Genomic DNA, 11925 nt, shown 5'->3' on the forward strand with positions numbered 1-11925 from the left:
CGCGTCAGGGGGTGCAGGTGACCACGACGTCGGTCTTGTCGGCGTTACCCATGATGCCGCTTGCGTTGCTCGCGACGCAGCTCTGGTTGGCCGGGCTGCTCAGTACCGTGATGCCGTAAGGCTGGTCTTCGCCCACCTCGGTCATCTGGAACGTCGTTGCGCCCGCCGGGACCGTCACCTTGTCGGTGCCGTTGACCAGCACCAGGCCATCGCCCTTCAGGTTGCTGATGGTCCCGCCCAGCTTATGGGTCTTGAGCGCGCAAACGATCTGGATGTTGGTGACGTTGAAGGCCGAGCGGCCGGTGCCGTAATTGACCGTGCAGCCCGTCACGTTGGACGGGTAGCTCTTGACGGTCACCTTGTACGCCTCGTCGATGCCGATCAGGTCCGGGAAGTAGAACGTGCCGCCCGCGCCCAGCATGGACGGCGTGATCGTGTAGTCATGCGCGCCGTTGTTCTGCAGCACGATCTGTTCCTTGGTCAGGCCATAGATCGTGCCGCCCAGCGCCAACTGGCCGCTGCTGCCGCCGCAAGCCGACAGCCCCAGCGCGCATGCCAGCGCGGCAACGCCGGCGCGCAGGTACGTACTTTTCATATTTTCTCCAATGCGGACAGGAAAGGCGCCAAAGCCGAGTGCGCCTGAAAGACAAATAGCCGCCATTTTAGTCGATTTGTCAGCTTGCTGAACCATTACCCTTGTATCACGGTGTAACCGCTGGGCCAGGATTGCTTTTCACCGCCGCCGTCGCTATTCTTGGCTGGCCCGCCTTTCTCTTCCCCCGATTCACATGACAACGACGCGCCGCGCCTGGCCCAAGGCCATCCTGTTCGACCTGGACGACACCCTGTGGCCGATCGCGCCGGTGATCGTGCAGGCCGAGCAAACGCTGCATGCCTGGCTGGCCGACAATGCGCCCGGGGTGGCGCGCCGCTTCTCGATCGACGAGTTGCGCCAGGCGCGCATGGCGCTCCTGGCCCAGAACCCGGCGTTCGCGCTCGACCTGGGCGCGCTGCGCCGGGCCGGGCTGGTGGCGGCGTTCGAGCAGGCCGGCGAGGATCCGGCCAAGGTCGAACACGCGATGGTCGAATTCTTCGCTGCGCGCAATGCGGTGGTTCCCTACGACGACGTGCTGCCGGGCCTGTTGCGGCTGAAGGACCGGGTGCTGGTCGGCTCCATTTCCAACGGCAATGCCGACCTGAAGGCGATCGGCCTGTCGCACCATTTCAAGGTCTCGGTCGCCGCGCACCAGCTCGGCTGCGCCAAGCCGGACGCGGCCATCTTCCACGCCGCCTGCAAGGAACTGGGCGTGGCGCCGGAGGACGCCGTGTACGTGGGCGACGACGTGCTGCTCGACGTGCAGGGCGCCCAGCGCGCCGGCCTGCGCGCGGTGTGGATGAACCGCACCGGCAGCACCCGTCACCTGGAGCACGAGGTGGTGCCGGACGCGATCGTCAGCAACTTCCACGAGCTGGTCGATTGGCTGCAGCGCGAGCACGGATGACTGCACAGCAGCGGGCCGAACGTGCATAATAGGAGGGCAACCCGGTGCCCACCGCAAAATCATGCAACTCGATAATCGTGCCCAAACCCTGCTCAAAGCCCTGGTCGAACGCTACATCGCGGACGGTCAGCCGGTAGGGTCGCGCGCGCTGTCCCGGATCTCCGGGCTCGACCTGTCGCCGGCCACGATTCGCAACATCATGGCGGACCTGGAGGAAATGGGCTACGTGGCCAGCCCGCACACCTCGGCCGGGCGGGTGCCCACGCCGCGCGGCTACCGCCTGTTCGTCGATACCCTGCTCACGGTCCAGCAGATCGACGAGCACAGCGTCGAGGCCAGCATGCGCCTGCCGGCGCACCAGCCGCAAAAGGTGATCGCCAACGCGGCGCAGATGCTGTCCTCGCTGTCGCACTTTGCCGGCGTGGTGCAAAGCCCGCGCCGCGAATCGGCGTTCCAGCAGATCGAATTTTTGCGCCTGTCCGAAAAGCGCATCCTGCTGGTCATCGTGGACCCGCGCGGCGACGTCCAGAACCGCCTGCTGCTGACTGACGTGGACTACTCGCCGTCGCAGCTGATCGAATCGGCCAACTACCTGAACCAGAACTACGCCGGGCTCTCGTTCGACGAGGTGCGCATGCGCCTGACCGGCGAATTGCGCCAGCTGCGCGACGACATGGGCCGGCTGATGCAGGCCGCCGTCGAAGCCGGCAGCGAGGCGATGGCCGAGGGCGACGACATGGTCATCGCCGGCGAGCGCAATTTGCTGTCGGTGTCCGACCTGTCCTCCAACATGAGCTCGCTGCGCCAGATGTTCGAAATGTTCGAGCAGAAGACCGGGCTGATGCAGCTGCTGGACGTCTCCAGCAAGGCCGGCGGCGTGCAGATCTTCATCGGCGGGGAATCGAAGCTGGTGCCGCTGGACGAAATGAGCGTGGTCACCGCGCCCTACGAAGTGAACGGCAAGATCGTCGGCACCCTGGGCGTGATCGGCCCCACCCGCATGGCCTACGAGCGCGTGATCCCGATCGTGGACATCACCGCCAAGCTGCTTTCCAACGCGCTGAGTCATTCCTGACGGGCAGGCCTGCTGGCCTGGGTTGGACGCATGGGCAGGAAACGCGGCGTCGCTTGCGTAGGGTGGGCGGGTCTCCCGCCCACGCGTTCAAGCTGCGCGGGAACGCCACGCGCGCTGGCGTCATCCAATGCGGCGATTGTCCACACCGGGGAGAGCCATGCGCACCGCAACCAGCACCAACGACGACGCCTCACTGACCGACGCCGGCCTTGCCGCGCGCATCGCAGCGGGCGACCAGCACGCCTTCGCGCTCCTGATGCGGCGCCACAACCGGGCGCTGTTCCGCGCCGCCCGCAGCATCCTGCGCGACGACGCCGAAGCCGAGGATGCCCTGCAGGACGCCTACCTGCAGGCCTACCGCGCCATCGGCAGCTTCCGTGGCGACGCCAAGCTCTCCACCTGGCTCACCCGCATCGTCGTCAACGAAGCGATCGCGCGCAGCCGCAAGAGCCGGCGGCGCGGCAACATCACCCCGCTTTTTCCCACCGTTGAACCCGGCAACAGCGCAGCGGAGGCCGCCATGGACGAGGAGCGCACGGATTCTCCCGAGCAAGAGGCGATGCGCGCCGAAGCGCGGGTGTTGCTGGAACGCGCGCTCGACGCGCTGCCCGAGGCATTTCGCACCGTTTTCGTGCTGCGCGCGGTGGAGGAGCTGAGCGGCGAGGAAGTTGCGGCCTGCCTCGGCATCCCGGAGGCGACCGTGCGCTCGCGCTTCTTCCGCGCCCGCGCCATGCTGCGCGCCGCGCTGGCCAGCCAGTTCGACCTGGCGCTGGGGGACGCATTCTCGTTCGACGGGTCGCGCTGCGACCGCATCGTGGCGGCGGTGCTCGCGCGGCTCCCGGCGTCCTGAGCCGCGCTTGCGCTGGCTGAAGATCAGTTCAGTTGGCGAGGTGTACCGTAGAAATCAGGCGCCCTGTCGCGCCCGAAGGAGGACACCATGCTCGCCAGAAAGCTTTGCCTGCCGCTGCTCGCGGCCGCCGTGCTTGCCGCCTGTGCCGGCCACCACCGCGACGACGATGAGCCCGATCCATTGCTGGTCGCCAAGGGCCGCCAGATCTTCCGCTACGATACCTTCGGCGACGGCGCCAAGTGGACCGACCAGCTGCGCATGCACGAGGTGATCGCCAGTTCGGTCAGTCCGGCCGCCGCGCTCTCGCTCGGGATCAAGGTGGACGTGGACGCGCTGCCGCCGGCCGTGCGCGAAGGCATCAGGAACGGCAGCATCGACCTGAACAGCCCCAGGACCACCGTGGCCCTGCTCAAGCTGGGCGCAGTGGTCGGCATCGTGGGCCGGGTGGAAACGGTGCGGGGGCAGGACGTGCTCAAGCGTGTGGGCATCACCTGCGCGCTGTGCCACTCCACCGTGGACAACTCGTTCGCTGCCGGCATCGGCAGGCGCCTGGACGGCTGGCCCAACCGCGACCTGAACGTGGGCGCCGTGATCGCGCTGTCGCCCGCACTCACCGCGGCGCAGAAGGCGGTGTACAACTCGTGGGGCCGGGGGCGCTACGACCCGCGCTTTAACATCGACGGCAAGAACGGGCCGGTGGAGATCCCGCCGGCCTATGGCCTGGCCGGCATCCACAAGATCACCTACACCGGTGACGGCGACGACGTCACCTACTGGAACCGCTACGTGGCCGTCACCCAGATGGGCGGGCTGGGGCATTTCGAGGATGATCGCATTGGCGTGGACGTCACCAACGGCAGCATCGACCTGGTGCGGCCGGCGCTGCCGGCGCTGCGCGCCTACCAGCTGTCGCTCAAGGCGCCGCCCCCGCCGCCGGGCAGTTTCGACTACGACGCGGTGGGCCGCGGGCGCGCGCTGTTCGTCGGCAAGGGGCGCTGCATCACCTGCCACCTAGGATCGAAGTTCACCGACGCCAACCTCGGCCTGCACGCGCCATTCCAGGTGGTGAGCGAGCCCGAGCCGAACGGCGCGCCGAGCTACGCCTCGCGCAGCGCGACCAAGCTGTACCGCACCTCGCCGCTCAGGGGCGTGTGGCAGCACCCACCGTACTTCCACAACGGGAAGGCGGCGACGCTGAAGGAGGTGGTGGAAATCTACAACCAGCGCAAGGCGCTGGGCTTGAGTCCGGCCGAGGTGTCCGACCTGGCCGAGTACCTGAAGGCGCTGTGAGTGTGTGATGTAGGATGGGCTCTCGAGCCCACGCGGTTGGTCACGCGACGCGTACCACAGCGTGGGCACAAGTGCCCACCCTACACGGTCAGTGCCGGTGCGGGCAGTTCTGCTTGGTGCAGTTACCGTAAATGGCGAGCGCGTGCTCGGCGATGCGAAAGCCGCGTTCTTCGGCGATGCGGTGCTGGCGCGCCTCGATCTCTTCGTCCACGAATTCCTCGACGTGGCCGCAGTCCAGGCACACCAGGTGATCGTGGTGCGTGCCTACGTTGAGCTCGTAGATCGCCTTGCCCGTTTCGAAGTGGTTGCGGTTGATCAGGCCCGCCTGTTCGAACTGGGTGAGCACCCGGTACACTGTCGCCAGCCCCACGTCCATGTTCTCCGTGAGCAGGGTCTTGTAGACGTCCTCCGCCGTCAGGTGCCGTACCTCGCTGTTCTGGAAGATTTCCAGAATTTTGAGTCGCGGCAGCGTCGCTTTCAGCCCGCTGGCCTTCAGGTCGGTTGGGTTATTGCTCATGTTTTGATACTCGTGAATGGGCAGAGTGCTTTATGATATAGCGTTTTGGAGCTCCTGCTCAAACGTTTTGAGGACCCCTATGCGCGTCAAGATTGCCGTAAATTACCGTTTTCGTGCGCTGGCAGCCGCTGCCGGCGGCCTGGCGTGCGCGCTGGCGCTGTCCGGCTGCTCGAGCCTGCGCAGCCAGCCGACCGCCCCGGCGAACGCCTCGCCCGAGGCCGTTGCCGCCGACGCCAGCCGCTCGGCCGCCGCTGCCAACGCCGGCGCCCAGACGACCACGGTGACCAAGCTGCAGAAGTTCCTGTGGATCTTCACGCCCTACCGTCCGGACATCCAGCAGGGCAACTTCGTCTCGCAGGAGATGCTGGAGCAGCTCAAGCCCGGCATGACGCGCGACCAGGTCAAGTTCGTGCTCGGCACGCCGCTCCTGACTGACATGTTCCACGCCGACCGCTGGGACTACCCGTTCTACCTCGCGCGCGGCAACGGCGAGCTGACCACCAGCCGCGTGACCGTCTTCTTCAAGGACAACAAGGTCGATCACTTCGACGGTGGCCACCTGCCGACCGAGAAGGAGTACATCGCCCGCATCGCCGGCACCGTGGCCGCGCCGCCGCCGGACGAGCGCAAGTCGCTCGAGGACGTGCGCCAGCGCAAGGAAGGCAAGTAAGGAACCAATATGAGCATCAAGATCGCGATTGCGGGCGCCAGCGGGCGCATGGGCCGCATGCTGGTGGAGGCGGTGCAGGCCTCGCCTGACGCCGAGCTGGTCGGCGCGCTGGGCGTGGCCGGTTCGCCGGAAATCGGCACCGATGCCGGCGCCTTTTCCGGCCAGCTGACCGGTGTGGTGATCCAGTCCGACCTGGACAAGGGCCTGGTCGGCGCCGACGTGCTGATCGACTTCACCCGTCCCGAAGGCACGCTGCGCCACCTTGAATACTGCGCCGCCCACGGCATCAAGATGGTGATCGGCACCACCGGTTTCGACGACGCCGGCAAGGCTGCGATCAGCAAAGCCGCCGAGAAGACCGCGATCGTGTTCGCCCCGAACATGAGCGTGGGCGTGAACGTGACGCTCAAGCTGCTCGAAATGGCGGCCAGGAGCTTTGCCGAAGGCTACGACATCGAGATCATCGAGGCGCACCACCGCCACAAGGTGGATGCGCCATCCGGCACCGCGCTCAAGATGGGCGAGGTGATTGCCGATGCGCTGGGCCGCGACCTGAAGGAATGCGCCGTGTACGGCCGCGAAGGCGTGACCGGCGAGCGCGATCCGTCCACCATCGGCTTTGCCACCGTGCGTGGCGGCGACATCGTGGGCGACCATACGGTGCTGTTTGCCGGCATCGGCGAGCGCATCGAGATCAGCCACAAGTCCAGCAGCCGCGTCACCTACGCCAACGGCTCGCTGCGCGCCGCCCGCTTTTTGGCGGACAAGGCGAGCGGCCAGTACGACATGTTCGACGTGCTCGGGCTCAAGGCTTGATGCCATGGCCACCGCTGAACTGAACGGCGCCGCCATCACCGACGAGGCGAGCTTCCACGCCGAATGCAAGCGCGCGTTCGGCTTCCCCGACTCGTACCAGGCGACCATGGACGCCTGGGTGGACTGCCTGAGCTACCTGCGCGACGAGGACGGCATGTCCAAGTACCGTCTCAAGGACGACGAGGTGCTGCGCATCGTGGTCAAGGACGCGGAAAAGATGCGCGGGCAGGCCGAGGACATCCTCGAGGAGATGGCGTTCTGCATCATCGGCATCAACGAGCGCTACGAGGACTACGGCGAGAAGCCGGCGCTGGAGCTGGTGCTGGGCTGAGCGGCTAGCGGAAGTAGAGCCCGACCAGCATTGCCACCATCACGCCGTTCGCCCACCACTGTGCGCGAAACCGTGCGTTCATTTTCGCTTCCAGCCGGTCGATCCTGCGTTCGAGATCGGCTCTGCAAATGGCCAGGTCTTTCTCGATTTTGGCCGTTATGCGCACTTCAAATTCGTTGACTTGCGCAGTCAAGCGGGCTTCAAGCTCCTTCATTTCGCCAGTCAGGCGGGCTTCAAGTTCCTTTATTTCCGCGCGAAGCGTCACTGCCACTTCCGAGATCTTGAACTCAAGCTCGCTCTTGAGCCTGGCATTGTCCATAGCCGCCGACAGGCACTTCTCCAGCACCCCCGCCATTGCCTGGGCATGAGCTTCAGCCTGGGCCGTCGGTACACCGACTGCCTCTAGCTGGTGCGCGTAGTCGAGCGCGTTGAAGTGATTGGTCATGTTTCTTTGACAAGCGACAGCCGCGACAGTTCATCGCGGCGTAGCTTCTTTTGCGAGCTGGGCGCCTGCTGCACCCCGCCCACGCCGCAGTGCAAGATGAACCAGTATAATGTTCTGCTCCACCCCTAATTTTTGCCCGCAGAAACATCATGCAAGAGAAATATAGTCCCGCCGAAGTCGAACAGGCCGCGCAAGCGTATTGGAAATCGATCGACGCCTACAAGGCCGTCGAGAACGATCCGCGCTTCCCGAAAGGCAAGTACTACGCGTGCTCGATGCTGCCTTACCCGTCCGGCAAGCTGCACATGGGCCATGTGCGCAACTATACGATCAACGACGTGATGTACCGCTACCTGCGCATGAACGGCTACAACGTGCTCATGCCGATGGGCTGGGACGCGTTCGGCATGCCGGCCGAGAACGCCGCCATGGCCAACGGCGTGCCGCCGGCCGAGTGGACCTATTCGAACATCGCCCACATGCGCGGGCAGATGGAGTCGATGGGCCTGGCGATCGACTGGTCGCGCGAGATGACCGCTTGCCGCCCCGAGTACTACAAGTGGAACCAGTGGATGTTCCTGAAGATGCTCGAAAAGGGCATCATCTACCAGAAGACCGGCACCGTGAACTGGGACCCGGTGGACCAGACCGTGCTGGCCAACGAACAGGTGGTGGACGGCCGCGGCTGGCGCTCGGGTGCGCTGATCGAAAAGCGCGAGATCCCGATGTACTACGTGCGCATCACCGAATACGCCGACGAGCTGCTGGACTACGTCGAAAACAAGCTGCCGGGCTGGCCCGAGCGCGTGCGCGTCATGCAGGCCAACTGGATCGGCAAATCGACCGGCGTGCGCTTCGCCTTCCCGCACCAGATCAAGAACGACGCCGGTGAGCTGATCAACGATGGCAAGCTGTTCGTCTTCACCACCCGCGCCGACACCATCATGGGCGTGACCTTCTGCGCCGTGGCGCCGGAACACGCGCTGGCCCAGCACGCCGCCAAGGACAACCCGGAGCTGCAAGCCTTCATCGCCGAGTGCAAGAAGGGCAGCGTGATCGAAGCCGACATGGCGACGATGGAGAAGAAGGGCATGCCGACTGGCTTGAGCGTCACCCACCCGGTGTCGGGCGAGCAGGTGCCGGTCTGGGTTGGCAACTACGTGCTCATCACCTACGGCGACGGCGCCGTGATGGGCGTGCCGGGCCACGACGAGCGCGACTTCGCGTTCGCGCAAAAATACGATCTGCCGATCAAGCAGGTGGTCGAAGTCGAAGGCGAAACGTTCTCGCTGGAAGGCTGGCAGGAGTGGTACGGCGCCAAGGAAAACATCCGAATCATCAACTCGGGCAAGTACGACGGCCTCGATTACACCGGCGCCGTCAACGCGGTGGCTGGCGACCTGGCGGGCATGGGCCTGGGCGACAAGAAGGTCACCTTCCGCCTGCGCGACTGGGGCATCTCGCGCCAGCGCTACTGGGGCACGCCGATCCCGATGATCCACTGCGAGGACTGCGGCGCCGTGCCGGTGCCGGAAAAGGACCTGCCGGTGGTGCTGCCCGAAGACCTGGTCCCGGACGGCACCGGCAACCCGCTCAACAAGGATGAACGCTTCCTCAAGTGCGACTGCCCGAAATGCGGCAAGCCGGCGCGCCGCGAGACCGACACGATGGACACCTTCATTGACTCGTCGTGGTACTACATGCGCTATACCTCGCCCGGTTCGAATGACGCGATGGTGGACAAGGCCCGCAACGACTACTGGATGCCGATGGACCAGTACATCGGCGGCATCGAGCACGCGGTCATGCACCTGCTGTACGCGCGCTTCTGGACCAAGGTGATGCGCGACTTCGGCCTGGTCAAGTTCGACGAGCCCTTTGTCAACCTGCTCACCCAGGGCATGGTGCTCAACGAGACCTACTACCGCGAGGACGCATCCAGCAAGAAGACCTGGTTCAACCCGGCCGACGTCGAACTGACCTTCGACGACAAGGGCCGCCCGGTGTCGGCCGTGCTCAAGGCCGACGGCCAGCCGGTGGCGATCGGCGGCACCGAGAAGATGTCCAAGTCGAAGAACAACGGCATCGACCCGCAAGCCCAGATCGAACAGTACGGCGCCGACACCGCGCGCCTGTTCACGATGTTCGCTTCGCCGCCGGAGCAGACCCTGGAGTGGTCCAACAGCGGCGTGGAAGGCGCAAGCCGCTTCCTGCGCCGCGTGTGGGCCTTCGCCTACGCCCAGCGCGAAGCCGTGGCGCGCGCGCTGGCCGGCCAGCAGCAGGGCAGCTTGTCGGACGCGCAGAAAGCCGTGCGCCGCGAAGTGCACAAGCTGCTGCAGCAGGCCGACTATGACCTGAAGCGCATCCAGTACAACACGGTCGTCTCGGCCTGCATGAAGATGCTCAACACGCTCGAGTCGAGCAAGTTGGAAGAGGGCGCGGCCACCGATGCGGTCATCGCCGAAGGCTTGTCGATCTTCCTGCGCCTGTTGAACCCGGTCGCGCCGCACATCACGCACGCGCTGTGGCAGGACCTGGGCTACGGCGCCAAGTACGGCGACATCCTCAACGTGCAATGGCCGGAGGTGGACACGGCGGCACTCGAACAGAGCGAGATCGAACTGATGATCCAGGTGAACGGCAAGCTGCGCGGCTCGGTCAAGGTGCCGAAGGACCTTGATAAGGCCGCCATCGAGAAGGCGGCGCTGGCGTCGGAAGCGGCCCAGAAGTTCGTCGAAGGCACGCCGAAAAAGGTCATCGTCGTGCCCGGCAAACTCGTCAACATCGTGGTGTAAGCCATGAACGCGGCCCGTCTCCCTTTTGCGCGCCTGTTCACGGCGCTGTTCATCGTCGCACTGCTGGCGGGCTGCGGCTTCAAGCTGCGCGGCTCGAATGGCACCTACAACATGCCGTTCCATAGCATCTACGTCGGCTTCCCGGACACGTCGCCCTTGGGCACTGAGCTCAAGCGCAACCTGCGTGCGGCCGATTCGGTGGTCATCGCCGACAAGCCGGAGGGCGCGGACGCCCAGCTGGTGGTGATGTCCGAGGCGCGTGGCCGCCAGATCCTCTCGCTGAACAACCTGGGCCGGGTGCGCGAATACCTGCTCACCTACACCTTCACCTTCCGCGTCACGGATGCCAAGGGCGCGCAGCTGCTGGGCCCGACCGAGATTCGCCTGTCCCGCAACATGGCGTTCAGCGAGCAGGAGGTGCTGGCGAAGGAAGCCGAAGCCAACCTGCTGTACCGCGACATGCAGAGCGACCTGGTGCAGCAGATCCTGCGCCGCCTGGCCGCGATGAAGCCGGCCGCGCCGGCGGCATCGCCCGCGCCGGCCGCGTCGTAAAGGAGCGCGATGCAGCTGCGGCCTGAGGCGCTCGATGCCCAACTCGCAAAGGGCCTGGCGCCGCTGTACGTGATCACCAGCGACGAGCACCTGCTCGCGCTGGAAGCGGCCGACCGCATCCGCCGCGCCGCGCGCGCGCAGGGCTATTCCGAGCGCGAGGTGCTCACCGTCGAGCGCAGCTTCAAGTGGGGCGAGCTCCTGGCCGCGAACCAGGCGCTGTCGCTGTTCGGGGACAAGAAGCTGATCGAGCTGCGCATCCCCAGTGGCAAGCCGGGCAAGGACGGCAGCGCCGCGCTGCAAAGCTACGTCAAGGACCTGGGGCCCGACAACCTGACCCTGATCACCCTGCCCAAGCTGGACTGGCAGACCGCCAAGTCGTCGTGGGTGGCCAGCCTGCAGCAGGCTGCGGTGTACGTCGAGATCCCGAATGTCGAGCGCGCGCAGCTGCCGGGCTGGATCGGCATGCGCCTGTCGCAGCAGGGGCAGAGCGCGGACCGCACCAGCCTGGACTTCATTGCCGACCGGGTCGAAGGCAACCTGCTGGCGGCGCACCAGGAGATCCAGAAGCTGGGCCTCTTGTACGAGCCGGGCAAGCTCAGTTACGAGCAGGTGCACGATGCCGTCATGAACGTGGCGCGCTACGACGTGTTCAAGCTGTCCGAGGCGATGCTGGCGGGCGACCCGGGGCGGCTGGCGCGCATGCTCGAAGGGCTCAAGGGCGAGGGCGAGGCGCTGCCGCTGGTGTTGTGGGCGGTGGCCGAGGAAATCCGCACGCTGCTAAAATTGAAGGCCGGGATGGCGCAGGGGCGGCCACTGCCGGCCTTGCTGAAGGAATACCGGATCTGGGGTCCGCGCGAGCGGATGATGGAGCCGGCGCTGCGTCGCGTTTCGCTGGGCACGCTGGAAGCGGCGCTGCAGGACGCGGCGCAGGTGGACAAGATGGTCAAGGGCCTGCGCAGCAAGCAGTTCGGCGGCGACGCCTGGGACGCGATGCTGCAGCTGGCGCTAAAGGTTGCCCGCTGACGTGAGCCGTAGGGTGGGCACCTGTGCCCACGCCGTGATACGTGCCGCGTCCGACCGCG

At 65.8% G+C, this 11925-nt stretch carries 13 protein-coding genes; 10 read left to right on the forward strand and 3 right to left on the reverse strand.

Annotated elements, in window-relative coordinates:
* Positions 1-4: 4 nt before the first annotated feature.
* Positions 5-595 (reverse strand): hypothetical protein, encoded by a 591-nt coding sequence (locus NX774_RS22135; protein WP_258824459.1) that lies wholly within the window; start codon positions 593-595, stop codon positions 5-7.
* 193 nt (positions 596-788) lie between these two features.
* On the opposite strand from NX774_RS22135, the gene NX774_RS22140 reads away from it, so the two are divergent.
* The 4 genes from NX774_RS22140 to NX774_RS22155 all read left to right on the forward strand — a co-directional run bounded on the left by NX774_RS22140 (position 789) and on the right by NX774_RS22155 (position 4717).
* The gene (locus NX774_RS22140) at positions 789-1502 is read left to right on the forward strand and encodes an HAD family hydrolase (RefSeq protein WP_258824460.1); all 714 of its coding nucleotides are present in this window, start codon (positions 789-791) and stop codon (positions 1500-1502) included.
* Positions 1503-1563: 61 nt separating this feature from the next.
* Complete coding sequence (hrcA, locus tag NX774_RS22145) at positions 1564-2577, forward strand: heat-inducible transcriptional repressor HrcA (RefSeq protein WP_258824461.1); 1014 nt, start codon at positions 1564-1566, stop codon at positions 2575-2577.
* A gap of 157 nt (positions 2578-2734) precedes the next feature.
* Positions 2735-3427: an RNA polymerase sigma factor gene (locus tag NX774_RS22150; RefSeq protein WP_258824462.1), complete on the forward strand. Its 693-nt coding sequence runs from the start codon at positions 2735-2737 to the stop codon at positions 3425-3427.
* Positions 3428-3514: 87 nt separating this feature from the next.
* Positions 3515-4717, forward strand: a complete 1203-nt coding sequence (locus NX774_RS22155) for a c-type cytochrome (protein WP_258824463.1) — start codon at positions 3515-3517, stop codon at positions 4715-4717.
* An 88-nt stretch (positions 4718-4805) separates the two neighbouring features.
* Here the strand turns inward: NX774_RS22155 and fur are convergent, their stop codons facing one another.
* Complete coding sequence (gene fur / locus NX774_RS22160; RefSeq protein WP_258824464.1) at positions 4806-5234, reverse strand: ferric iron uptake transcriptional regulator; 429 nt, start codon at positions 5232-5234, stop codon at positions 4806-4808.
* 79 nt (positions 5235-5313) lie between these two features.
* Here fur and NX774_RS22165 point away from each other — a divergent pair, with 79 nt between their 5' ends.
* From NX774_RS22165 to NX774_RS22175, 3 genes are read left to right on the forward strand one after another with little or no spacing between them, the layout of a single operon-like run.
* Positions 5314-5904: an outer membrane protein assembly factor BamE gene (locus tag NX774_RS22165; RefSeq protein WP_258824465.1), complete on the forward strand. Its 591-nt coding sequence runs from the start codon at positions 5314-5316 to the stop codon at positions 5902-5904.
* Positions 5905-5913: 9 nt separating this feature from the next.
* The gene (gene dapB, locus NX774_RS22170; protein WP_258824466.1) at positions 5914-6720 is read left to right on the forward strand and encodes a 4-hydroxy-tetrahydrodipicolinate reductase; all 807 of its coding nucleotides are present in this window, start codon (positions 5914-5916) and stop codon (positions 6718-6720) included.
* Positions 6721-6724: 4 nt separating this feature from the next.
* Positions 6725-7051 (forward strand): barstar family protein, encoded by a 327-nt coding sequence (locus NX774_RS22175; protein WP_258824467.1) that lies wholly within the window; start codon positions 6725-6727, stop codon positions 7049-7051.
* Between the two features lie 4 nt (positions 7052-7055).
* On the opposite strand, the gene NX774_RS22180 is transcribed toward NX774_RS22175, so the two are convergent.
* The gene (locus tag NX774_RS22180) at positions 7056-7496 is read right to left on the reverse strand and encodes a hypothetical protein (protein WP_258824468.1); all 441 of its coding nucleotides are present in this window, start codon (positions 7494-7496) and stop codon (positions 7056-7058) included.
* Between the two features lie 149 nt (positions 7497-7645).
* On the opposite strand from NX774_RS22180, the gene leuS reads away from it, so the two are divergent.
* From leuS to holA, 3 genes are read left to right on the forward strand one after another with little or no spacing between them, the layout of a single operon-like run.
* Entirely contained in the window at positions 7646-10291 is a 2646-nt protein-coding gene (leuS, locus tag NX774_RS22185; protein WP_258824469.1) for a leucine--tRNA ligase, read from the forward strand.
* A gap of 3 nt (positions 10292-10294) precedes the next feature.
* The gene (locus NX774_RS22190) at positions 10295-10843 is read left to right on the forward strand and encodes an LPS-assembly lipoprotein LptE (RefSeq protein ID WP_258824470.1); all 549 of its coding nucleotides are present in this window, start codon (positions 10295-10297) and stop codon (positions 10841-10843) included.
* A 9-nt stretch (positions 10844-10852) separates the two neighbouring features.
* Positions 10853-11866 carry a DNA polymerase III subunit delta gene (gene holA / locus NX774_RS22195; RefSeq protein ID WP_258824471.1) on the forward strand — a complete coding sequence of 338 codons (1014 nt, stop codon included), beginning with the start codon at positions 10853-10855 and terminating at the stop codon, positions 11864-11866.
* Positions 11867-11925: the final 59 nt, after the last annotated feature.

Source organism: Massilia agilis, assembly GCF_024756255.1.
GTDB lineage: Bacteria > Pseudomonadota > Gammaproteobacteria > Burkholderiales > Burkholderiaceae_D > Telluria > Telluria agilis.